Annotated in this window: 27 protein-coding genes; 10 read left to right on the top strand and 17 right to left on the bottom strand. The window is 39.5% G+C overall.

What is annotated here, in order from left to right:
• Positions 1 to 55 precede the first annotated feature (55 nt).
• The gene (ttcA, locus tag C1A47_RS04175) at positions 56 to 961 is read right to left on the bottom strand and encodes a tRNA 2-thiocytidine(32) synthetase TtcA (protein WP_111892721.1); all 906 of its coding nucleotides are present in this window, start codon (positions 959 to 961) and stop codon (positions 56 to 58) included.
• Between the two features lie 486 nt (positions 962 to 1,447).
• On the opposite strand from ttcA, the gene C1A47_RS04170 reads away from it, so the two are divergent.
• A complete protein-coding gene (locus C1A47_RS04170; protein WP_111892719.1) occupies positions 1,448 to 2,266 on the top strand; it encodes a lytic transglycosylase domain-containing protein in 819 nt (272 codons plus the stop codon).
• A gap of 141 nt (positions 2,267 to 2,407) precedes the next feature.
• Positions 2,408 to 3,313 carry a protease HtpX gene (htpX, locus tag C1A47_RS04165; protein ID WP_111892717.1) on the top strand — a complete coding sequence of 302 codons (906 nt, stop codon included), beginning with the start codon at positions 2,408 to 2,410 and terminating at the stop codon, positions 3,311 to 3,313.
• 33 nt (positions 3,314 to 3,346) lie between these two features.
• Here htpX and C1A47_RS04160 read toward each other — a convergent pair whose 3' ends face one another.
• Positions 3,347 to 4,039, bottom strand: a complete 693-nt coding sequence (locus C1A47_RS04160; RefSeq protein ID WP_111892715.1) for a pirin family protein — start codon at positions 4,037 to 4,039, stop codon at positions 3,347 to 3,349.
• A gap of 193 nt (positions 4,040 to 4,232) precedes the next feature.
• On the opposite strand from C1A47_RS04160, the gene C1A47_RS04155 reads away from it, so the two are divergent.
• Complete coding sequence (locus tag C1A47_RS04155; protein WP_111892713.1) at positions 4,233 to 4,847, top strand: cytochrome b/b6 domain-containing protein; 615 nt, start codon at positions 4,233 to 4,235, stop codon at positions 4,845 to 4,847.
• Here C1A47_RS04155 and C1A47_RS04150 read toward each other — a convergent pair.
• The 10 genes from C1A47_RS04150 to C1A47_RS04105 all read right to left on the bottom strand — a co-directional run bounded on the left by C1A47_RS04150 (position 4,827) and on the right by C1A47_RS04105 (position 13,425).
• A complete protein-coding gene (locus C1A47_RS04150) occupies positions 4,827 to 5,468 on the bottom strand; it encodes a DUF2238 domain-containing protein (protein ID WP_111892711.1) in 642 nt (213 codons plus the stop codon). The two genes, C1A47_RS04155 and C1A47_RS04150, sit on opposite strands and share 21 nt — an antisense overlap.
• A 77-nt stretch (positions 5,469 to 5,545) precedes the next feature.
• Positions 5,546 to 6,934 carry an adenylosuccinate lyase gene (purB, locus tag C1A47_RS04145; protein WP_111892709.1) on the bottom strand — a complete coding sequence of 463 codons (1,389 nt, stop codon included), beginning with the start codon at positions 6,932 to 6,934 and terminating at the stop codon, positions 5,546 to 5,548.
• Between the two features lie 47 nt (positions 6,935 to 6,981).
• A complete protein-coding gene (hflD, locus tag C1A47_RS04140) occupies positions 6,982 to 7,719 on the bottom strand; it encodes a high frequency lysogenization protein HflD (RefSeq protein ID WP_111892707.1) in 738 nt (245 codons plus the stop codon).
• 12 nt (positions 7,720 to 7,731) lie between these two features.
• Positions 7,732 to 8,865 (bottom strand): tRNA 2-thiouridine(34) synthase MnmA, encoded by a 1,134-nt coding sequence (mnmA, locus tag C1A47_RS04135; RefSeq protein ID WP_111892705.1) that lies wholly within the window; start codon positions 8,863 to 8,865, stop codon positions 7,732 to 7,734.
• A gap of 4 nt (positions 8,866 to 8,869) precedes the next feature.
• Positions 8,870 to 9,358, bottom strand: coding sequence for an NUDIX hydrolase (locus C1A47_RS04130; RefSeq protein ID WP_111892703.1), 489 nt, complete (start codon positions 9,356 to 9,358; stop codon positions 8,870 to 8,872).
• 269 nt (positions 9,359 to 9,627) lie between these two features.
• A complete protein-coding gene (locus C1A47_RS04125) occupies positions 9,628 to 10,317 on the bottom strand; it encodes an outer membrane protein (protein WP_111892701.1) in 690 nt (229 codons plus the stop codon).
• Positions 10,318 to 10,619: 302 nt separating this feature from the next.
• Positions 10,620 to 11,147 (bottom strand): gamma carbonic anhydrase family protein, encoded by a 528-nt coding sequence (locus C1A47_RS04120; protein WP_111892699.1) that lies wholly within the window; start codon positions 11,145 to 11,147, stop codon positions 10,620 to 10,622.
• A gap of 94 nt (positions 11,148 to 11,241) precedes the next feature.
• The gene (gene dacC / locus C1A47_RS04115; RefSeq protein ID WP_111892697.1) at positions 11,242 to 12,390 is read right to left on the bottom strand and encodes a D-alanyl-D-alanine carboxypeptidase PBP5/6; all 1,149 of its coding nucleotides are present in this window, start codon (positions 12,388 to 12,390) and stop codon (positions 11,242 to 11,244) included.
• Between the two features lie 110 nt (positions 12,391 to 12,500).
• Complete coding sequence (locus C1A47_RS04110) at positions 12,501 to 12,908, bottom strand: MCR_0457 family protein (protein WP_111892695.1); 408 nt, start codon at positions 12,906 to 12,908, stop codon at positions 12,501 to 12,503.
• A 154-nt stretch (positions 12,909 to 13,062) separates the two neighbouring features.
• Positions 13,063 to 13,425 carry an MCR_0457 family protein gene (locus tag C1A47_RS04105; RefSeq protein ID WP_111892693.1) on the bottom strand — a complete coding sequence of 121 codons (363 nt, stop codon included), beginning with the start codon at positions 13,423 to 13,425 and terminating at the stop codon, positions 13,063 to 13,065.
• 89 nt (positions 13,426 to 13,514) lie between these two features.
• On the opposite strand from C1A47_RS04105, the gene surE reads away from it, so the two are divergent.
• The 3 genes from surE to C1A47_RS04090 all read left to right on the top strand — a co-directional run bounded on the left by surE (position 13,515) and on the right by C1A47_RS04090 (position 16,259).
• Positions 13,515 to 14,282 (top strand): 5'/3'-nucleotidase SurE, encoded by a 768-nt coding sequence (surE, locus tag C1A47_RS04100; RefSeq protein ID WP_111892691.1) that lies wholly within the window; start codon positions 13,515 to 13,517, stop codon positions 14,280 to 14,282.
• 132 nt (positions 14,283 to 14,414) lie between these two features.
• Entirely contained in the window at positions 14,415 to 15,248 is an 834-nt protein-coding gene (locus C1A47_RS04095) for a peptidoglycan DD-metalloendopeptidase family protein (protein WP_111892689.1), read from the top strand.
• 81 nt (positions 15,249 to 15,329) lie between these two features.
• On the top strand, positions 15,330 to 16,259 hold the full coding sequence (locus tag C1A47_RS04090) for a LysR family transcriptional regulator (RefSeq protein ID WP_111892687.1): 930 nt from the start codon (positions 15,330 to 15,332) through the stop codon (positions 16,257 to 16,259).
• Positions 16,260 to 16,326: 67 nt separating this feature from the next.
• Here the strand turns inward: C1A47_RS04090 and C1A47_RS04085 are convergent, their stop codons facing one another.
• Positions 16,327 to 17,541, bottom strand: a complete 1,215-nt coding sequence (locus C1A47_RS04085) for an aspartate aminotransferase family protein (protein WP_111892685.1) — start codon at positions 17,539 to 17,541, stop codon at positions 16,327 to 16,329.
• 163 nt (positions 17,542 to 17,704) lie between these two features.
• On the opposite strand from C1A47_RS04085, the gene grxD reads away from it, so the two are divergent.
• The 3 genes from grxD (at position 17,705) to C1A47_RS04070 (ending at position 19,599) form a co-directional block, all read left to right on the top strand.
• Positions 17,705 to 18,046, top strand: coding sequence for a Grx4 family monothiol glutaredoxin (gene grxD, locus C1A47_RS04080; protein WP_005176812.1), 342 nt, complete (start codon positions 17,705 to 17,707; stop codon positions 18,044 to 18,046).
• 149 nt (positions 18,047 to 18,195) lie between these two features.
• On the top strand, positions 18,196 to 18,975 hold the full coding sequence (locus C1A47_RS04075) for a Rossmann-like and DUF2520 domain-containing protein (protein ID WP_111892683.1): 780 nt from the start codon (positions 18,196 to 18,198) through the stop codon (positions 18,973 to 18,975).
• A 267-nt stretch (positions 18,976 to 19,242) separates the two neighbouring features.
• On the top strand, positions 19,243 to 19,599 hold the full coding sequence (locus tag C1A47_RS04070; protein ID WP_111892681.1) for a hypothetical protein: 357 nt from the start codon (positions 19,243 to 19,245) through the stop codon (positions 19,597 to 19,599).
• A 37-nt stretch (positions 19,600 to 19,636) separates the two neighbouring features.
• On the opposite strand, the gene trmB is transcribed toward C1A47_RS04070, so the two are convergent.
• Positions 19,637 to 20,353: a tRNA (guanosine(46)-N7)-methyltransferase TrmB gene (gene trmB, locus C1A47_RS04065; RefSeq protein WP_111892679.1), complete on the bottom strand. Its 717-nt coding sequence runs from the start codon at positions 20,351 to 20,353 to the stop codon at positions 19,637 to 19,639.
• Positions 20,354 to 20,593: 240 nt separating this feature from the next.
• Between trmB and C1A47_RS04060 the strand changes: the two genes are divergently transcribed.
• Positions 20,594 to 21,205, top strand: a complete 612-nt coding sequence (locus tag C1A47_RS04060) for a glutathione binding-like protein (RefSeq protein WP_111892677.1) — start codon at positions 20,594 to 20,596, stop codon at positions 21,203 to 21,205.
• A gap of 67 nt (positions 21,206 to 21,272) precedes the next feature.
• On the opposite strand, the gene dctA is transcribed toward C1A47_RS04060, so the two are convergent.
• From dctA to C1A47_RS04045, 3 genes are all read right to left on the bottom strand, one after another.
• Positions 21,273 to 22,526: a C4-dicarboxylate transporter DctA gene (gene dctA / locus C1A47_RS04055; RefSeq protein WP_111892675.1), complete on the bottom strand. Its 1,254-nt coding sequence runs from the start codon at positions 22,524 to 22,526 to the stop codon at positions 21,273 to 21,275.
• Between the two features lie 155 nt (positions 22,527 to 22,681).
• Positions 22,682 to 23,098, bottom strand: a complete 417-nt coding sequence (locus tag C1A47_RS04050) for an HIT family protein (protein WP_111892673.1) — start codon at positions 23,096 to 23,098, stop codon at positions 22,682 to 22,684.
• A 24-nt stretch (positions 23,099 to 23,122) separates the two neighbouring features.
• On the bottom strand, positions 23,123 to 23,389 hold the full coding sequence (locus C1A47_RS04045; RefSeq protein ID WP_111892671.1) for a YARHG domain-containing protein: 267 nt from the start codon (positions 23,387 to 23,389) through the stop codon (positions 23,123 to 23,125).
• Positions 23,390 to 23,463 lie beyond the last annotated feature (74 nt).

The raw sequence follows: 23,463 nt of genomic DNA, 5'->3' as shown, positions 1-23,463 counted from the left end.
TATAAAAAAGGCACAGCTATTTGCATAGTTGTGCCTGAGTGTACTTCAAAGGATTTTATTCAGCTGCAAAACTCAAATTGACCACATCTAGACGCTTTTTCATTTCTTCTGGATCTTTTAAATCAAACTCACGCTCTGAGTCGAGTGCTTCAAAGTCAAATAGGTCGCGGTCAGCCAATTGTGAAGGAGACACATTTTGAAGTGCACCAAAAATGCTGTGTAATCGTTTTGGATACTGTTTATCCCATTCACGTAGCATTTCGTTCAACATTGCACGTTGTAAGTTTTCCTGAGAACCACACAAGTTACATGGAATGATTGGGAACTTACGCATTTCAGCATATTTGATGATGTCTTTCTCTTCAACATAAGCCAAAGGACGAATCAAAATGTTCTTCTTGTCAGAAGAAAGCAGTTTTGGTGGCATTGCTTTTAAGCTGCCACCATGAAATAAGTTCAAGAAGAATGTTGCAATGATATCATCACGATGGTGGCCTAAAGCCACTTTAGTTGCGCCAATTTCCTGTGCAAAGCCATACAGTGAGCCACGGCGTAAACGTGAACAGACTGCGCAATAGGTTTTACCTTCAGGCGTTAATTTTTTAGTGATGCTATACGTGTCTTTTTCCAAAATATAGTATGGAATGTTATTTTCTTCTAAATAACGTGGCAAAACATCTTCAGGAAAACCAGGTTGTTTTTGGTCAAGGTTAACGGCTACAACATCAAAATTGATCGGTGCAATACGTTTGAATTGCAACAGAATGTCCAGCAGGGTGTAGCTGTCCTTTCCGCCAGAAATGCAAACCATCACCTTATCGCCTTCCTCAATCATTTTAAAGTCACGAATAGCATGACCAACCTGACGACGAAGTTTTTTCAATAGGCGATAATAAGCGGAACTGGTTGGAAGTTCTGGCTTGAAATTAAATCCTTGACTGGATTCAACTGGAGAGTACATAGACCGACAAACTCTTGGAAAAAATATCGCGCAATTTTAGCTGATTCGAGGGTACTTCGCATCTGTGCATACAAATTTATTCACATATTTTTTCAGATTGTGATCAACGACCAAAATCATTAAAAAGTGTAAAAATACGTCATCTGATTCTGGAATTGGTGAATTTTCTACCTATTGTTAGTTTTCCACAAAAGCTGTGGATAAAATTGTGGATAAATACACCCTTGACAGGGGGAAGTGTCCGTTGATTAAGGCTTAGAAACAAATTGATCATTTTTTGATCTCTATTAAAAATTAATGTTATTCAATGGTTTATGTATGTCAAGAGACAATAGTTCAAAAAAAAATTAATTTTTTTTTGATTATTCTCGAAACAATTTGACTTGATTTTTTAAGTCAAGCTTGTTAAAAAGCTCGGCATTCATACTTTTCCTGTTACAATCAAATACACTTGTTTGCACAGAACACTTACTGGTAAACACAACAATGAAAATATTACATAAAATCGTACTTATCTCTTTGTATTGCTCTGGAAGTGTCCTGTGGGTGCCTTCTTTGGCATATGCTGGCCGAATTTATACTTATGAGGATCAGGATGGTACACCGCTACTGACCAACCGCCAGCAAAGAGGCAAACATTTGAAAAAAATCAATGTGACTTTTTATGCTGACAGTAATATTCATAGTTATCATAACTGGGGTGGGTCTGAGGCCTCGGTGTTGCCAAGCTACAGTAAAAATAAAGATGCATTTAATCAGTTGATTCATCAAGCTGCTCAGGTGCATGGTGTTTCAGAGGGGCTAATTAAGGCTGTCATGCATACAGAGTCGGGATTCAACTCAAATGCACGTTCACCTGTTGGTGCACAGGGACTCATGCAATTGATGCCTGCTACGGCTAAACGTTTTAATGTCAGTAATCCTTATGATCCGCAGCAAAATATTTTTGGTGGCGCACGATATTTAAGTGTTTTATTAAAGCGCTATAGTGGCAATACTAATCTTGCATTGGCAGCTTACAATGCGGGTGAAGGTAATGTTGATAAATATGGCGGGATTCCACCATTTCGTGAAACTCAGGATTATGTACATCGGGTAATGAGTCGATACAATAATCTTTATGCAGGTGGTATTCGTCTGGATACAATAAAAGATAATAACGATACTGATTCTGCAATAGCTTCAGCATCTATAAAGAACACTACAAATAATAGTAGTCAGATTTTTCCAACCCGTAAAATGAACACTCGAAAAATTATTCAGTTGTCAGATGGTACATTTACGGATATTGCAGTCAGAAATTAGGTTTAGGGCTGTTTTGGAAACAGACTTTAATCTATTTTCACTGATTTATTCTTGAAATTTTTAAAACTAGGTCTCATATTAATTCCATGATTTATCGCATAGATAAATCATGCTTTTTTTTATTATAAGAGGATTTTCTCGATGATGCGGATTGGTTTGTTTTTGCTTACCAACCTCGCGGTACTGGTTGTCGCTGGTCTTATTTTGTCAGTATTAGGTGTCGGAAGTTACCACGGTGCAGGTGGGCTCAACTTAGGCAACCTACTCGTAATCTGTTTTGTATTTGGTATGGTTGGTTCTTTGATTTCACTTTTCATGTCGAAGTGGATGGCTAAGAAAACTACAGGTACTGAATTAATCGATCCAAATGCTCCTCGTAACCAAGCAGAAGTTTGGTTATTGCAAACTGTTGCAGACCTTGCACAGCGTTCAGGAATTCGTATGCCAGAGGTGGGGGTGTTCCCATCTTACCAGTCGAATGCCTTTGCGACAGGCTGGAACAAAAATGATGCACTGGTTGCTGTCTCTACAGGCTTACTTGAGCGTATGAACAAAGATGAATTGCGTGCGGTACTTGCTCATGAGATTGGTCACGTTGCTAATGGTGATATGGTGACCTTATCTTTGATACAGGGCGTTGTGAATACCTTTGTGATGTTCTTTGCGCGTGTGGTTGGTGACTTCATTGACCGTAACGTATTTGGCCGTCAAAATGATGAAGCGCCTGGTATGGGTTATTTTGTCATTACCATGGTCTTAGATATTGTATTTGGTATTTTGGCATCAGCCATCGTGATGTGGTTTTCACGTTATCGTGAGTATCGAGCAGATGAAGCAGGTGCACGTTTGGCAGGTAAGCAAGCCATGATTTCAGCATTGTTGCGTTTGCAAGCTGAAAGTGAAATGCCAGATCAAATGCCAAAAGAAATGAAAGCACTCGCAATTACGGAAGGTAAGGAACAAGGTTTCAGTTTTGCGGCTTTATTCCAAACACATCCAAGCATTGAACAGCGTGTAGCAGCCTTACAGCAGCTTAACTGTTCATAAGAAAAAGCCTCCAATTGGAGGCTTTTTTATGTCTTAGGCTTGGTCAGGTAAATCAAACCAGATCATTTGGCTATCTTGTAATGCCTTAATTTGTGCATCTTCAGCAAATAACAGAGCATCTCCAGCATTCACCAACTGATCACCAATCATGATTTGACCTGAAATGACATGAACATAATTGAGCTGTCGAGTCGCTGCAACTTCAAGATGCTGGCCTTGGGTCAAATATGCTGATTTGACTTCAGCATCTTGTCGAATGGTCATTGGTGCATCTTGTGTTCCGACAATTAAGTGCCACTGGTTTGGCTGTTGCTTCGGATCACATTGTATCTGTTGATAATTGGGTTCTGCATTACGAATATTCGGATGAATCCAGATCTGTAGCATATGTACAGCTTCATCACCTTGATTGATTTCACTGTGCTGGATGCCTGTGCCTGCACTCATCAGTTGCCATTCGCCCGCAGAAATCTGGGTTTGATTTCCCATTGTGTCTTTATGACTAATGGTTCCTTTGAGCACACAGGTCAAAATTTCCATGTTATCGTGTGGATGTGTACCAAAGCCTTTATGAGCAGCAATCGTATCGTCATTAATAACGCGCAATACACTGATGCCCATATACTTTGGGTTGTACCAGCTACCAAAAGAGAAGCTGTGATAGGTGTCTAACCAGCCTTCTTTGACATGTCCACGTTCTTCGCTACGATGTAAATAACTTTGCATAATTTGATCTCCACATGACATTTCATGTTGTCTAAGAGATATTTTAAGCGTTTTATAAAATATGATAAATTGTGTTAAATACAACTAAATATCCTATAAATGCAACAATTGGTCATATAGGATCGGTAAAATTCTAATAAAGGCTTAAGTTGCTCTGGGCAATATAGCGCGAGTATAAGGTTTGGAATCATCTATGGGTAAAATAATATCGGTCAGCTATATTGATAGTGTAATTCGCTTACTTCATTTAATCATTTTGGTGAGTTTTACAGGGGCTTACTTTACTGGTGATAACTTCGATTTACATCAGCTTCACATGTTATTTGGCTATCTACTCGCGATTTCATTGGGTTTTCGAATTTTATGGCAGTTTCTTGCAACTAAAATTGAAGTCAGTCGACCTTTTGGTTGGATCAAGCGTCAGCAAATGAGTTTTAACTTCCTTAAGTTGGGAAGACAGCAGGCGTTAGGATCGCAGAAATCACTTCAGTATTGGAGTTCAGCTTTATTGCATTTGAGTATTTTTTTGATCATTTTGGTATTGCCGATCACTGTTGTTTTAGGTTACATCACAGAAAATACAGGTGAAGATAGTATTCGGCAAATCCATGACTTATTTGCCAATATCTTTTTGGGTGTAGTGATTGCCCATATCGTCGCGATTATTTTAAACAGTCTGGCGATTCGCCAGATGATTTTTCTACGCATGTTTTGGGTCAGCGAGGGGATACAAGCCAAGGTTTTGTTCAGCCTTGCAATTATCATCAGTATTATGGTTGGCTTCGGTCTATGGTTTATGTTGACTTAATTTGTTTTGAATTAGGTCAATGACAGCAAAGACGAAACAACCAATGCTTGCAAGAAGCATATCCTTGTGAGCATCCCAGACATCACCTTGTTGTCCATTGTAGCTTTCTGCTGCTTCAGGAGATAAGGTGAGAGCAATATACCATTCGATCAGTTCATATAGCATGCTTGATGCCATGACCCATTGAATGACTAAAAAGTTGAGCTGTTTTCTTGAGGCTTGTGGAAAATAAACTTGGAAGATGCGTTGAAAAAAGGGAAATAGTAAAAAACCATAACTGAAATGAACCAGACGATCATACATATTGCGTGACCAGTGCATGGATGCATTCAAGTCAAAACCGAATAGGCTTTTAATCCAGTCGTTGTAAGGCACATAAGAATACAGATAATGCGCACCCAGAATATGAATGATGAGGAAGCCGATATAGAAACTAAAGCTCAGAAAGTTCAGCGCAAATTTTTTAAAACAATAACCTAAAACAAGCAGCATGATGATAGTACCTGCTTGATGTAATAGATAAGCAGTATATTCTAAGGGCTGAATGCTTGCTAAGATCAATACGATAGTCAGGATTACAAAGACAATCAGATGTTTGAGGGTATATTGTTGTTCGAGCATATTCTTAATTTTTATCGATTATTAAAGGGAAAAAAGCGAAGCCGAGGCTTCGCTTTTTTAAGCAATCATTTTTAAACTTAAAGTTTATTGATTAATGCTTTGATTTGTTTTGCTTGGTCAGCAGCATTACCTGTATAAGTTGCAGGTGTTAATTCAGCTAGACGTGCACGCTCTTCACTTGGAACTTGAGCAAGTTCAGTACCATTCACGAAGTCAACCATCATTTCACGTGTCATTGCTTGACCACGAGTTAATGCTTTTAGTTTTTCGTATGGTTTTTCAATGTTGTAACGACGCATTACAGTTTGAATTGGTTCAGCAAGAACTTCTTGAGCATGGTCAAGATCTTCAAGAATACGTGCAGCATTCAATTCAAGTTTGCCAATACCTTTAGAGCAAGCTTCAAATGCGATTAAGCTTTGTGCAAAACCAACACCCATGTTACGAAGAACAGTTGAGTCAGTCAGGTCACGCTGCCAGCGAGATACTGGAAGTTTTTCGCCTAAGTGCGCCAATACTGCATTGGCAATACCCAAGTTACCTTCAGAGTTTTCAAAGTCAATTGGATTCACTTTGTGAGGCATGGTTGAAGAACCTACTTCGCCTTCTTTCAATTTTTGTTTGAAGAAGCCAAGTGAGATGTAACCCCATACGTCACGGTTGAAGTCGATCAAAATAGTGTTGAAGCGACGAAGTGCATCGAACAATTCAGCCATGTAGTCATGTGGTTCGATTTGCGTGGTGTACGGGTTGAATGTTAAACCTAAAGATTCAACAAATGCTTCTGAGTGAGCAGGCCAGTTAATTTCTGGGTATGCTGACAAGTGAGCGTTGTAGTTACCGACTGCACCATTGATTTTACCCAACAATTCAACTTGTTTGAATTGTTTGATTTGACGTGCCAAACGGTAAGCCACATTTGCCATTTCTTTACCCAAAGTTGTTGGGCTTGCAGTTTGACCATGTGTACGAGACAACATTGGTTGTTCTGCGTGTGTTTCAGCCAAAGCAACAATTGAGTCGATGATTTGCTGCATTGCAGTCACCAATACATCACGGCCATTTTTCAACATTAAGGCATGAGACAAGTTGTTGATGTCTTCAGATGTACAAGCAAAGTGAATGAATTCACCCGCATTTTTAAGTTCGTCGATGTGCGCGATTTTTTCTTTCAAGAAATATTCAACCGCTTTTACATCATGGTTAGTCGTGCGTTCGATTTCTTTAATGCGGTTTGCATCTTCTTCAGAGAAATCAGCAACAATCGCATCTAAAGCTTGATTAGTTGCGGCACTAAAATCTGCAACTTCAATGATTTCAGGGTGTTTTGCAAGTGCTTGCAACCAACGAACTTCAACAGTTACACGCGCATGAATTAAGCCAAACTCAGATAGGTAAGGACGCAAAGCATCACACTTGCTCGCGTAACGTCCGTCTAACGGTGAGAGTGCAGTTAAAGCATTCATAAAGTTTCCTTCAATGTGGTGCAAAACACCTAAAACAAAAAACAGGGTTAAAGTTGACCAAGCTCATATTGCATTTGTGCAAGTGCTTGGATCTCTTGCAAATGCTTGCGTTTACCGAATATTAGCTGCAATGAGCTACCACCAAGCTGTCGCCACAGGTGTGCCATTTGCAGTCCTGTGAATAACGAAGCACGGATTCGGTTGGTGTGTTGGGAATCTTTGAAAGCTTCAGCATTGCCACGAACTAAAATACGTGGATTGATTTGTCCCGCAGTTTCGACATAGGTCTGGGCAAGATTGGCTAAAATACTGGGATGTAAATAATTTTGATCAAAAAAGGAAAGCTGTTTCAAAATTTGTTGTTGTGATTTTTGAATTTTTTCGACAAAAGCAGGATTACGATAAACTTTCTTTTCAAGCTGCAACAAAGATACCGCATAGGTCATCGGAAGCTTTGCTGTTGCGAGTTTCGGAGTCTTGCTTTTAGGCATTGGCGTAAATGGCTGGGTGATGCTTTGTTCTAGAATTTTTAAACCGAGAGATAAGTCCGTTAATTGACTAAAAAAATCCAAGGTTTCAGAAGAATTGCTTTCGGCTGGTCTGATATTTAAACTGGCTTTAATCAATTGTTCAAAATAGAAATTACCACTTTCGCCAATACGATTCAGCCCCATCATAGCGGTCATATGGGTTAGCTGGGCGGCTTGAAAAACCCCAGCTAACGCCAAAACACGATTTTGACGAACTGTAAAATGTTGAGGCTGTTGAAAGGGAAGATCAACCATGCCTAAAAGTTCCTAAAGAAAAGCAGGTTTAGGGGCATTGGTATGATGAATCACGCCACCACCTAAACAGTTATCATTGATATAAAATACAACACTTTGCCCTGGTGTTACGGCACGCTGTGGCTCATCAAACTCAACACGAACCGCTTCCTGATTGTTTGCATCATAAAAAATGGTACATGCCTGATCAGGCTGGCGATAACGAGTTTTTGCTGTACAGCGTAAGCCAGTTGCAGGAATCTCTTGTTCACCTGCAACCCAGTCAATTTTTTCACTCCACAAAACTTTACTTTGCATGAGTGGGTGTTCATGACCTTGACCAACAACGAGACGGTTACCTTCAACATCTTTGTGTAGAACAAACCATGCACCTTCATGGGCATCTTTCATACCACCCAAACCAATGCCACCGCGTTGACCTAGTGTATAGTACATTAAGCCGTGATGTTCACCAACTTCTTGACCATTTTCCAGTACAATTTTTCCTGGTTGAGCAGGTAAGTACTGTTTAAGGAAGTCATTAAAACGACGTTCTCCAATAAAACAGATCCCTGTTGAGTCTTTTTTCTTCGCAGTCGCTAAATCTAGTTCCGCAGCAATTTTACGGACTTGTGGTTTTTCAATTTCACCTACAGGAAATAAAGTTTTATTGATGTCTCGGCCATGCACAGCATGTAGGAAGTAGCTTTGGTCTTTATTTTGATCGACACCGCGAAGCAGTGATGCATAAGCTTCGCCTTGGCTGTTGTACTGTGTTTCACCACGACGCGTGTAGTGACCTGTTGCAATAAAATCTGCACCTAAAGTCAAAGCATGATCTAGAAATGCGCGGAATTTAATTTCTTTGTTGCAGAGAATATCGGGGTTTGGGGTGCGGCCAGCTGCGTATTCGGCAAGGAAATGTTCGAATACACGATCCCAGTATTCCATCGCAAAGTTTGCAGTATGGAGCTTAATTCCCAGTTTGTCGGCAACAGCTTGGGCATCGGCAAGGTCTTCAAGCGCAGTACAGTATTCTGTGCCGTCATCTTCTTCCCAGTTCTTCATGAAAAGGCCTTCGACTTGATAACCTTGTTGAAGAAGTAAAGCAGCAGAAACAGAAGAATCTACACCACCAGACATACCGACGATGACACGTTGTTGCATAAAACTAGGCATCCAAATTTGAAGTTAGATTGGGAGAGAAAAGGTGTTCATGAATCATGGATAAAGGATACTTTTGACCAGTGAGACTGTCTTGAATTGCTTGAACCACCAGTGGGCTACGGGCACGTCCAGAGCTTTGTAACTCGTCAAATGTCAACCAAGTTGCACGGATAATGTCTGTATCAAGCTTTGAGTTGGCATGCTCTTCAACAACATGAGCTATAAAGCAGAAACGGAAATAGGTGCGATCTGGGAACATAGGCGGGGTATAAGTATAAATGCCTAACAGATGATCAATTTCAACATCATGCCCAGTTTCTTCACGTGTTTCTCGAATAGCTGCTTCTACTAAGGTTTCACCAGCTTCGACATGTCCTGCAGGTTGGTTAAATACAGGGTGGTCAAATCCTTCCGAATGTTCTTCAACAAACAGAAATTTTCCATTTTTTTCAACAACAGTGGCAACCGTGACATGCGCTGTCCAAGCAGTCATAAAAAAAGCACCATGATTCAAAAGCTGTATTCTACAAAATTTAGCACAGGATGGCTATGATCAGAGCGAGATTCTCTTGGTCTATACGCGATATTGGATTGTCTATGCTGAGCAACAAATAGCTTAAAGTCTCGTGAGATAGAATGAGTAAGAATTAAATTAAAAAAAGCACTTAGATGATTTTTCTAAGTGCTGAGAATTGTGAACTGAAATTTATAAAATTATGTGATGTGTGATTTGCATTTTTAGTCATGGTTGAGAATCAGGAATTACCAGAATTTGTAGTTTACCCCGAAGAGGACTTGATCTTGGGTATAATCAAATTTTTCTCTAATGCCTTCAAAGCCAGAAAGATTGTATGATGAATGACCAAGGTCACTATAACGATATTCTAATTTGACAGAAACATTTTTAGAGGCCAAATATTCAACCCCAGCACCAGCAACCCAACCATCCTGCCATTTTTTATTGGTTTCGGAATCTGTTCCCTCAAGAATAACATTTAAGGATCGTTTAATTTGAGCGCCAGAGTAGCCAAACAATCCATACACTAAGGTATTGTTCGTGACTAAATAGCCGAGACGCCCCACAGCAGAAACAGATTGTCTAACGTCACTTTTAAATTGGCATTCTGCGTTGGAGCAATCCAGTAAATCTTTATAGTCATCTGCTTTAGGATAATAATTATATCCAGCTTCTACACCAAGTATCGCTTTTGAACCTAATGCCCAGTTGTAGCCGCCCAATATACCAATACCCATACCATCAGGTTTTAAGTTTTGGGAGACAAAAGGTGTTCCCCCTGAAGTGATTGTGGCTTTATCTTTACCTTGAATGTATGCGCTTTCAAGACCAGCATAGTATCCACTGAAATTATTATTTGCCAATACGGTCGCTGATGACCCTAGACCGATGATAGATAGACATAATGTAGTCATGGTGTGTTTCAATATTTTCATTTTGATCACCTGCTTCTTGTTGTGTTGTTGTTAATTCCAATGTGATTATTTTTTATACATTATATATTGTGGTAAATCAATCTGTATGTTTGGAATGAATTGATCATCCGCATAAGTGAATTGAATTATAAAATAATTTAGGACGAAAAATAAATTTGATGGATAGATTAGATAAAAGCGTGTGTCATGAAGCTGACTCACACAGAATGAAATTTTGAGTAAGTTGAAATGGCTATGAATGAAAGGTGATCATCTTATGTGATGCCTTCATCCGATAGCTATTTTGAGTAAAATTCTTTGTATTACTTATAATTCGCAGCAACCTTGACATAATGTCTTGCTGAATAAGGTAAAAACTCTTTCTCTTTGTCGGTTAAGGGACGAACCTTTTGTACAGGGCTGCCAACATATAAATAACCACTTTCTAAACGCTTACGCGGGGGAATCAAACTTCCTGCACCGATCATTACATCATCTTCAATGATGACATCATCTAAAATAACGGTATTAATTCCGACAAGCACACGGTTGCCAATGGTGCAGCCATGTAAAGTAACATGATGCCCAATCGTGACATCTTCGCCAATTACAAGAGGTGAACCATTCGGTTTGGTCGAATTTTTATGACTCACGTGTAGCATACAATGATCTTGAACATTACTGTTTTTGCCAATTCTAATATGGTTCACATCGCCACGAATCACGGCAAATGGCCAAACGGAAACATTTTCTGCAAGTTCTACATCTCCAATTACAACAGACATCGGATCTATAAAGCAACTGTCATCAATTTGAGGATGGTGTTCTAAATAAGGACGAATATTGTTCATAGATAAAGTTTATGCTCTGAGAATAGTCGAGTATAAAATAAAAAAAGCATCTATAACGATGTCATAGATGCTTTTGTTGAAGCAAAAGATTTAATTAAAATAATTTGCTAAAAAATTGTTTGATATGATCGATTAAACGAGAGAAAAAGCCTGCTTCATCAACTTCTTTAAGTGCAACAACGGGTTTTTCAGCAATCACTTTACCGTCTAGAGTCGCAACCAGTTTACCAATCACTTGACCTTGTTTCAGAGGGGCATTGACTTCATTAGAAATTTGTAAGCTGGTTTTGATGTCACTTGCCTGACCTTTTGGCATTGTTACATTAAAGCTTTCTGCTAAGCCCGCAGGGACTTCATTTTCTTTACCGAACCACACACGAACATTTTTCAGGGTTTGATTAGCAGGTTGTACTTTCACTGTTTCATAGTTTGCAAAGCCCCAAGCTAGCAACTCGCGTGTTTGTGAAGCACGATCGTTGACACTTGGGGTACCAAAGATCACACTGATCAAACGCATAGGGCCACGCTTACTTGATGTTGTTAAACAGTAGCCTGCTTCATTAGTATGGCCAGTTTTTAAACCGTCTACACTTGGATCTGTATATAAAAGTGGGTTGCGGTTACCTTGTTTGATGCCGTTAAAAGTGAATTCTTTTTCTGAATAAATTGGGTAATATTTGGCGCTGTCATGAATAATATGTTGTGCCAAAATTGCCATGTCTTTTGCAGTTGAATAATGCCCATCTGCTGGAAGACCAGTCGCATTCATAAAGTGAGTATTGGTCATACCCATGCTTTTTGCTTCTTGGTTCATCATGTAGGCAAAAGTGCCTTCATTTCCTGCAATATGTTCTGCCATTGCTTTAGATGCATCATTACCCGACTGGATGATAATACCGCGCAACATTTGAAGAACAGTCGCAGTGCCATTTAGTGGAACATACATACATGATTCAGAGCTACTACCATGACACCATGCAGACTCATTCATACGAACCTTTTCACCTTCGGTGAGCTGTCCTTTGAGAAGCTTTTGCTCAATGATGTAACTGGTCATCATTTTGGTCATTGATGCTGGTGCTAATTTCTCATTTTCATTTTTGGCAGCAAGAATTTGACCTGTTTCGTAGTCCATCAGGACATACGATTTATTATTCAAATCAGGTGGCGAAGATAAGACAGTTGCTGCGTATGAGAAAGATGGTAAAAGTAATAAGGCAGCAAAGGCACTTTTTCGGCTCATTCTGTATATTCCAGTGATTGTAGCGGCAAACAAAGTCTAGCATTGTAGGATAAAGCCAAGGGGACTTCTATAGACCAACTTGGCTTATTTCGATGAGTATTGTAACGAAATTAAGAATCTTTATTTAATGTCGAAATTTCACCACAAATATCTTTATTTTGTTGGTCGCCTGCCTTTTTGGCATCGCTTTGCGCTTCAATAATATATTTCTGGAAGTCTTTTTGTTTTGCACGTTGCTCTAGGGCTTGAACAGGATCTTTTTCATCTGGCATGTTTTCTTTTACGAGAGAAGCATAACCTTCTTTATAGCCTGGTTCTTTATCGTAACCATAACCTGTACATAATTGGGATAATACGTAAATAGCAGCTAATTCTTCAGGTGTGGTTTCATTATGATCGGGAGTCACTTCAATATTTTCTGCATCAGCAGTTGGCGTTTCCGCATAAGCGAGTGAGATTCCGAAGCTTGCGCCACAGAGTAAACCAATCATTAATTTATGTGCAATTGACTTGATCATGAGTAAAATATCAGTACTAAAATAATCAGCGAAGATTACCTGTTTTTAATAAAAATAGCAGCATATAAACTGTATTAAAGCTGTATTTTTATTAATTTTTTTTAAAATAAAAACATGGATTTAGATGTCCTGTATTTGATTTTTTTTGTTGAGTTTATGGGGAATTCAGAACGTCCTCACAAGCCGCTTTTAATTCTGTTTGACTCATTTCTTTGCTATTACTCTTATTTTCTGCGACTAAGGACTGGTATTCTTGGTCTTGTGCCAATCCCTGAACCAGTTTTGGCTGTGAGAGTGTGTGTTGGTTTTGATTAATCAGGCGTTGTATATTTTGTTGTAATTGAGGGTTTTTACCCACGACCTGATTGCATAGTTCGGAGAGCACTTCTAATGAGGCTATATCTTCTTTCGTGATGCTGTCTTGTTCTTCAGCAGTTAAATCAGAATTTGCTGATGCAGCGAGAGAGATGCCTAATGCAAAAGTTGCACAGACAAAGCGTTTTGTGAAAGAGATCATATTGCACACAAATTTTAGTGGATTCGATTGCGCCAATATATATACTTCTAGGTCAAAATCGGCAAGTAGTTTTTTTTAAAGAGTTTTTTGTGAATATTTTAATTGCAAATGATGATGGTGTGTTTGCACCAGGAATACAGGCCTTAGCAAAGGCTTTGAAACCTTTAGGTCGAGTTGTTGTGGTTGCACCAGAATCTGAACGGAGTGGATTTTCAAGTGCTTTAACTTTAGATCGACCATTACGCCCAATAGAAATTATGCCAGATGTATGGGCAGTCAATGGAACACCTGCGGACTGTGTTTACTTGTCAGTCAATGGCTTATTCGATTTTGAATTTGATTTGGTGGTCAGTGGAATTAATAGCGGTGCGAATTTGGGTGATGATGTTTTGTATTCAGGAACAGTCGGTGCTGCTTTTGAAGGACGTTTAACTACGCATCCAGCAATTGCAGTTTCATTGTCAGGTACGCAAGTTCGCAATTATCAGTCGGTAGACGATTATCGGGTAGCGGCCCAGTGGGTGCATGACTTTATTGCACAAGGACTGCCACAATTACCAGAACGTCATATTTTAAACATTAATATCCCCGATGTAACTGAACTAAAAGGAGCGTTAGTGACTTATCAGGGAAGACGTATGCAGTCTAAACCGATTAGTAGTCATGTCGATCCGCGCGGACGCCAAGTTTACTGGATTGGTTTATCGGGTGAGGCTGTGGTCGAACCAGCCAAGACAACACACCACTTACAATCTGATTTTTATGCGGTCAATCATGGTTATGTGAGTATTACTCCAATTCAAATGGATGCCACGAATTATCAGATTTTGCAGCACTTACACGAACAACTTACCTAAAGTGAAGAGTTTTCTTTGTGCGGCTGTGTTGCGACTTTGTGACAAATCGGGTGAATTCAGTGTGTCGTAACAAAATTTTGTTAATCTTAGCCGATCAGTAGGATGTTTTATTTGATATAGAGAGGAAAGTTGATGCAGGCAGTGCAACAACATCTTGTTAAAAAACAAGAACAGACAACATGGTTGAAGCCATTATTTTTATCTGTCGCAGCACTCACAATGGTCGCATTTACAGGGTGTGCCTCTAGGCCACAAGTTCAGGCGACACGTTATGTACATGCACCAAATTACTATACGGTACGTTCTGGAGATACTTTAAGTGGGATCTCAGCGCGTTACGGATTGGATTATTTGGCTGTTGCGCGTTTAAATGGTATTGCACCTCCTTATGTCATTTATGTCCATCAGTCACTTAAACTCAAAGGCACAGCGAGTACAAACTCGGCAGCACCTGTAGTTGCGAGTAACACTCGAGGACCACAACAACCTGCGCCAAGTATTCAACGCCGTGAACTTCCTCCACCTTCGGTGAAAACGAGTGTAACGCCTCCTGTAGCAGCTCGAGCTCAAACCGTGACTGTTCCGGTGAGTAACGGATTGCATTGGATGCGCCCATCGAATGGTCCAATTATTCAAAATTATAATCCAGCGAGTAATGTTAAAGGTGTACGTTTTGGCGGCCAACAAGGTGACCCAATCGTTGCAACTGCCGCAGGACAAGTTGTTTATGCAGATAATGGCTTAAAAGAGTTCGGTAATCTGATCCTGATTCGTCATAGCAATGGCTATATCAGTGCTTATGCGCACAATAGTAAAATGCTGGTTAAAAGTGGTCAGGCAGTTTCAGCAGGACAGAAGATTGCTGAAATGGGATCAACAGGAGCAGATCGCGTAATGTTAGAATTTCAAATTCGTTCAGATGGAAAACCGATCGATCCGATGCAACTTATTGCAAAAAGTTCTTAAGGCTTAATCAAAAGTTGAATTCTCTTTAGGTATTCAGGCGTATTATGATTGGATCACGCTTTTTTATACCGAGGGATGGTAATGTTAGATCAACTTCGAGCAATGGGAGTCTTTGCTTGTGTTGTCAAACAGAACTCTTTTAGTGGTGCTGCCCGTGAGTTGGGAATTACTACGAGTGCTGTCAGTCAGCAAATTCGCTCTTTAGAGCAGGAGATGGATGCGACCCTGCTATATCGATCAACTCGAAGAATTAGCTTGACCGAGGAAGGACAAGTTTTTTATCAGAGTTGTAAAGAAATGCTCGCAGCTGCCGAACGTGGCAAAATTCGTATGAATGAGTTGCGCGATGATCTTATTGGCGAATTACGCATAGCAACCACGCCAGAGCTCGCTGCGAATCATATTATTCCTGCGCTCTCTCAGTGGTTGTTTGCACATAGCGGCCTAAGTGTAAAATTTGAAGCGGATACGCAATTTATCGATTTGCAAAAAAACGATATTGATGTTGCATTGCGTATGGCACCAAAGATAGAAGATACAACGCTGGATACCATTCCATTAGCTCGTGTTGAACAGGTGTTGGTGGCTTCAGCAGAGTATTTAAATCAAACAGCATCAATTCATGTGCCTGAAGACTTAAAGCAACATAGTATTTTGCCTGTACATACCATGCAAAACTGGCAGCATTTTTCCTTTTATCATCATTTGTCAGATCAGTGTGTTGAATTGGAAATGAAATCCCGCATTAGTACCAACAATATTTTTGTGGTCAAAGCTTTATGTCAAAATGGCTTGGGATTGGCGCGTGTTTTGTATTTGGACGTACAAAAAGAATTGATCAGTGGTGAACTGATTGAAGTTCTGCCTGACTGGAAATTGCCAAGCTATACTTTGTATGCGGTTGCTGCGCCAATTGAGCAACGTTCAGTCAAAACACAACGTTGTATTGATGCATTGAAAACCTATTTTAGTCAGATTCCAGGTGGACGTTTATTTAAGGAAGCATCTTAAACAGCCTTGTGGAATTCTAAAATAAAAAAGCGATCTCAAAAGATCGCTTTTTTATGCCTGAAAAAACTTAGTTTTTCAGAAAATCTTGAAGTAATGGAACAAGGCGTTGAATTAAATCATCTGCTTGTTCTTGGGTCATGTTAAGCGCAGGTAATAAACGAACCACATTACCCGCTGTGACATTGATGATCAGTTGTTTTTGCTCGCGGGCAATATTCACCAATTCACCACATGCATTAGGCAGTTCGATCCCGATCATCATGCCGAAACCACGAACGGTGACGTTAAACTCACTTAATTGACTACGAATTTGATCAACGATGTACTGACCAATTTTTCCAGCATTTTCAACGATATTTTCTTTTTGAAGTAAATCGATCACAGTATAAACAACACGTGAACCAAGTGCTGTACCGCCATAAGTTGAACCGTGGTTACCTGCTTGCAATACACCAACTGCACGACCTTGAGTCATTACTGCGCCAATTGGGAAGCCATTACCCAAACCTTTCGCAGTCGTTAATACATCAGGAATAATATTGGTGTGTTGATAAGCAAAGAATTTACCAGTACGGCCGTTACCCGTTTGAACTTCATCTAGCATCATTAACCATTGATGCTGGTTACAAAGCTGACGGATTTCTTCGAGGTAACTAAAGCCTTGAGGTGCAGTATTTACACCACCTTCACCTTGGATTGGCTCAACCAGTACCGCCACAATGTCTGGATGAATCAGTGCGAGCTCTTCGATGGCTTCGATATCGCCAAAAGGCACACGTAAGAAACCTTCAACGAGTGGTGCAAAACCATCTTGAACCTTAGCATTGCCTGTTGCAGACAGTGTCGCCAGTGTACGACCGTGGAAAGAGTGTTCAGCAACAATGATTTTAGGCATTTTAACGCCTTGCTGATGTCCATATTTACGGGCAATTTTGATTGCGCCTTCGTTAGACTCAGCACCACTGTTTGAGAAGAAAATTTCTTCCATACCTGAAACTTCTGCCAACTTCTGAGCAGCAGCCGTTTGCCAAGGAATTTCAAACAGATTGCTGGTGTGAATCAGTGTTTGGGCTTGTTCTGCAATGGCTTGTGCAATCACTGGGTGTGCATGACCTAAACCGCAAACAGCAATGCCAGTCAGTGCATCGAGGTAAGCTGTACCATCTTCAGTATATAAATACGAACCTTGTCCTCGGACGAAACTGATCGGTTGGCGACCATAAGTTGCCATGAGATGAGAAGGTTGATCAGTTTGTACCGGAGCAAGGGTAATATTACTCATGATAATCTCGTATTGGTTCTTAGGATAAAAAGAGGGTTTATATAAGCAAAATCTGCAACGGTTGAAAAGTCATAATAAGAGAAAAACAGAAAAATTCTCGACATAACCACCTTATTCCGAAGTTTTAGGTATAATACCGCCTAGAATAGTTGAGGATTTATCTATGACTGAACAAGCACGCGATACAGAAGCGTTAATTCGTGATCAAATTGCTAAACATGCTGTACTTCTATACATGAAAGGCACACCACAATTTCCACAATGTGGTTTTTCTGCACGTGCAGTAGAAGCTCTCAGTCAAATTGGTCGTCCATTTGCTTATGTTAATATCTTGGAAAATCAGGATATTCGCGCGACTTTACCAAAAATTGCCAACTGGCCAACGTTCCCACAACTTTGGATTAATGGTGAATTAATCGGTGGTAGCGACATCATGCTAGATATGTTCCAAAAAGGCGAATTGCAACCTTTAGTTGAACAATATAGCCCAGCACCAGAAGCTTAATCTGTTGCCGATGTAAGAAGCGCCGTAAATGGCGCTTTTTTATTGTGAAAAAATTGATTTCATTCATAATCTTATTTTTTTCTTTAAAAATAAAAGCAATAGAGATGAATGATGAAAGAAGTCTACACCGTATTATTTTGAGAATACGTATGAAAATAAGTTTTATCGGTTCTGGTCGGGTTGCAACACAATTGGTAACTGCTTTGCATAAGTTAGGGCATCAGATCCAGCACATTTATAGCCCGAATTTAAGCCATGCCCAGCAGCTTGCGACTCAAGTTGCAGCACATGCTGTCAATGATTTATTGCAGATTGATGCTGAAATTGATCTGCTGATTATTGCGGTCAAAGATCAGGCGATTGCACAAGTGGCAGAGCAACTACCTGAGCAGCTTGCTGATGTCTTGCTTGTACATACTTCTGGCAGTACAGATCTCAATGTCTTACAGAAATTTCATGAGCGTTGCGGTGTATTGTATCCATTACAAACATTTAGTTTTGAAAAATCAGTGGATTGGTCACAAGTTCCATTGCTAATCGAAACGCATCAATCTCAGGACTTATGTAGCCTACAAAATTTGGCTCAACAATTAAGCCAGCGAGTATATGTTTATTCGTCTGCTCAGCGTTTGAGTTTACATTTGGCTGCGGTATTTGCCTGTAATTTCACCAATTATTGTTATGACATGGCGAAACAGGTGGTGGATGGTGCATCGGTTGATTTTGGTTTGCTATATCCACTGATTTTGGAAACAGCAGACAATGCGACACAATTTAATCCCAAAGATGTACAAACTGGGCCAGCAGTGCGTCAAGATCAAAAAATTTTACAAATGCATCAAGAATTATTACAAAAACAGCAACGCAGTGATTTGGCGGAAATTTATCAGCAAATGAGCCATGCGATACAGCATCGGCATACATCTTGATCATAAAGTACCGATATTCGAATTGAGTTTTTCATGTCAATATTTGAGCTGGCAACTTGGAGCGTTGCTTTGAACTTATAAATGTAAATTAAACATGGAATGGAGAAGTTTAGCAAAGATCATGTTTCAGACATGATTCAGTGAAGCTCTGCTGATGCAAGAATTTTTATAAATAAAAGGCAGTAATAGAATTTACAGCAAATTTTTTATTCTATTCAGCAGTATCAGGAAATAGGGATATTTCTAAAATTAGATCGAGCAAAGAATATGTTTAAGTTTTTACAGCGCCGTAAACACCGCAAATATATTGAACGTTTATTTTCAACAGAAAATTTTCCTGAAACAGTGACATGGGGAAGTCGAGGAAGTCCCTATTTGTGGGAGGCAATGAAGCAAGAGTTTCTAAAGCATCCTTTGGCAAAAACACAAGCTGAATTTAAAAAGCATTTGGAAGCAGTTTTTTATCGACTGACTTTGCATCAGATTAGTGATAATGCGATCTTATATTGTGAAGCATTTGCCCATGGCGGAATGTCAAGTGGCATCATTTCCACTGAACATTGGCGAATGTGTTTAATTGAGATTTTGATGGAGCGTTTTTGTAATTTAGTTCAATCAACATAATGCCAAGAAGGCACTATGTTGAACATGGAATCATTTATTAATTGATTTTCTTGAAAATAAAGTCATTAATTTTGTGGCCACACTCTAAACCACGACGTTCGAATTTTGTCAGTGGGCGCCACTCTGGACGAGGGTAACTATTTCCTTTACCAGCAAGGTTTTCTAAATTTTCACGATTGTCCAAAACATCTAGCATCCATTCTGCATACGGTTCCCAGTCAGTTGCCGCATGGAATGTACCACCAAGCTCAAGTTTTTGTTCAACCAAAGCCATACGTTCATCAACCACAAAACGGCGTTTGAAGTGACGTTTTTTCTGCCATGGATCTGGAAAATACAGTTGTACGCAGTTAATGCTGGCATCTGGCATTTCACGTAAAACTTGAATTGCATCGGCATCTAAGACTTTTAAGTTATCTAGACCTGCGTTGCCTGCTTCATAGACACACTGTGCAATACCAGGAATATGAACTTCAATACCCACATAGTTACGGTCAGGGTTAGCTTGCGCCATCAGCACCAAAGAGCGTCCCATACCAAAACCGATTTCAACAGTTAGCGGGCGTTCAGGGTGAGCAAAGTGCTGGCGTAAATCACCGACTGGATATTCCAAAATAAAGTCACGATGTTGTTCCAGCGCGGTACGTTGTGAAGTATTTAGCGGAGATGAACGGCGCATAAATGTCACAATTTCACGGTGCTCGTGCAAATTGTCTAACTCAACAATTTGTGGTTCAAGTTGATCGTTGCTCATAAGCTTGGAATTCGGTTTGCTAAAAAAGCGATATTTTAAATCGCGATTTAAGCAAGTCAAATAAAAAATCGAGAAAGCAGTTAATCAGTATGCTTGGGTCACTATCAAAAAGTTGTAGCATTTTTTGCAAGCAATGTACTTTTTTGCAATTTTCATGGCTCTAGACTTGCAAGTTCGTTCTAGGCGTTTTAAAACAAATGAGTAACAGTAAGAACAGATAAAAAGGACTATAGACAAATTATGAAGCTGTACTATTCACCAGGTGCAAGCTCACTTGCAGCCCATATTATATTAAATGAAATTAATGTTGATTTTGACTTAGAGAAAGTCAACTTAAAAACCCATACCACAGAGAAAGGGAGTGATTATTATCAAATTAACCCTAAAGGCTACGTGCCTGCACTCGAAATTAACCCAGGGTTAATTTTGACTGAAAATGTTGCGATTCTTCCTTTCTTGGCGCAGCATGATCCACATCAGGATTTGATCCCACCATCAGGTCTAGGACGTGCCAAAGTTTTGGAATGGCTTGGTTATTTAAATGCTGAATTACATGATGCTTATGCCGTTTTCTTCTGTAAGAAACTCGATGAAGAAGATAAAGTACATGCCTATAAAGATATAGATCGGATGTTGGCTTATATTGATCAGACGATTGCGAATTCAGATACTGAATATTTGGTTGGTGATAACTTTGGCCCAGCCGATGCGTATTTGTTTGCAATGACGAATTGGTCTGCGCCGATCGGTCATGAACTCAGTCCATATAAACACATTATTGCGCTACGTAATAAAGTGGCTGAACGCCAATCTGTACAAATTGCAATGCGTGATGAAGGATTGATTGCTTAAGCCTAAGCTAAAAATAAAAAAGGATTCTTCGGAATCCTTTTTTATTGGGCCAATATTACAATTTTAATTATTTTAAAATACGTTGCGCTTGTTCGCGATCAAGATCTTTTTCCCATGCGGCAATCACCACGGTTGCAACACAATTTCCTAACAAATTGGTACATGCACGTGCAATCCCAATAAACCAGTCAACGGACAAGAGCAGAACTAAACCAATTGCAGGCAAGCTTGGAATGACAGACAAGGTTGCTGCTAAAATAACCAATGCAGAACCTGGAATACCATGTGCACCTTTTGAGGTCAGTAAAGACACAAACAGAATTGCCAACAGATGCTGCATACTGAGGTCAATATTGCAAGCTTGGGCAATAAAGATCACACCTAAAGTCAGGTAAATTGAAAAACCATCTAGATTGAACGAGTAACCTGTAGGAATGACTAAACCCACAGTTGAGTTTTTAATGCCTAATGCAGTGAGTTTTTGCATAATTTGTGGAAGAACGGCATCTGAAGAAGCGGTACCCAAAACGATACTGAGTTCTTCTTTAAAGTAAGCGATAAATTTAAAGATATTCAAACCTGTTAACTTTAAAATTCCTCCAAGCACAATAACGACAAACACGAAGCAGGTTGCATAAAATAGCATGACCAATGCACCTAATTGCATTAATGAGCTGGCACCAAATTTTGCAGTGGTATAGGCAATTGATCCTAGAACACCAATCGGCGCAAGTTTAATAATTAAGCCCATCATTTTGAACAGGATTTCAGAGAATGCCTCAATTGTGCCTTTTACATGTCCAGAAATGTGTTTTGGCACCATGAGCATACTAATGCCGAATAAGATCGCAATAATAAGTATTTGTAAAATATCACCTTGGGTAAATGCATCGAATACTGTTTTAGGAATGAGGTGTAAAAAGAAATCTGACACAGAATTAAGCTGGTGAGCACGCTCAGTATAAATGGCAATATCTTTACCATCGAGTTGTTTCAGGTCGATATTCATACCGACACCAGGTTTAAAGACATAAGCGATGACAATACCGAGCAGCAAAGCTATGGTCGTTACTATTTCAAAATAGATAATCGTTTTTGCACCGACGCGTCCCATTTTTTTTATATCTTCTGCACCAAAAATTCCAAGAACAACCACACAAAAGACAATGGGTGCAATCAGCATTTTAATCAGTGAAATGAAGCCATCACCAAGTGGTTTGAGTGAGAGGGCAAAATCATGACAGGTGAGTCCAACAACAATGCCTAAAATTAGTGCAAGAATGACTTGAGCAAATAAGCTCTTTTTTAAATATTTAAGCATGAGATTTATCCATAAAAGTGCTGTCTGATTAAGCAATTTTTATTCCAAGTTGCTTTATTTATTTAATTTTTAGAAATAAGTGTTTGTTTTAATTTGGTTTAATGGTTTTTATAGAGAAACTGGTCAAAATAAAAAGGAGCAATTGCTCCTTTTCTTTATACCAGTGAGGCTTTAATTTTTTCAGCAAAGCCTTTGATTTTCTCTTGATCCCCCATTTCGGCTGCATGGCGACCCAGTTTATGTACCGAACTTGGAATAAGATGAAAATGGACATGTGGTACGGTTTGACCCGCAGCTTCACCTGAAAGTTGCATCAGGATAATCCCTTGAGCATCAAGTGCCTTTTCAATAGCATGGGCAACTTTCTGCACAATTTGAATGGTGTAAGCTGCATCTTCAGCAGCTAAGTCCAGTAAAGTCACTGCTTGTGCTTTTGGAATGACTAAAGTATGACCATCGGCTTGAGGCATAATGTCCATAAATGCAAGTACGCGTTCATCTTCATAGACTTTAATTGCTGGGATTTCGCCGCGTAAAATTTTTGCAAAAATATTTTGGTCATTATAGGCCATGATGAATTTCCTTAAGATACTGAATTATTTGCAGTCTAATTCTTTCTGACGAGCTTTGATTTGGTCAAGTTTTTGTTGCTCTTTTTCAGAAAATTTTGGCTTGGTGGTATGACAGTTGTCATTACCATATTGTGCTTTGGCTTCAGGATCGCTAAAGCAGTAGCCTTTAGATGCATAAATTAAATTATAGTCATCTTTTAGCTTTTGACACTCTTGCTCAGAGGCAGCAAGCGCATTGATACTGATCAATCCTGTCAGACCTGCAATGAGCGCAACTGAGAACTTCTTCATGAGCTATTCCTTTATTTGTAACGATGTGTGTGAAGACACGTTATTCAATATGGATTCAGTTGCGCTAAATTGCA

It is taken from the genome of Acinetobacter sp. MB5 (assembly GCF_003261585.1).
Lineage (GTDB): Bacteria > Pseudomonadota > Gammaproteobacteria > Pseudomonadales > Moraxellaceae > Acinetobacter.
Note: the sequence above shows the minus strand (reverse complement) of the source record. Positions and strands in the feature narration are given on the sequence as shown.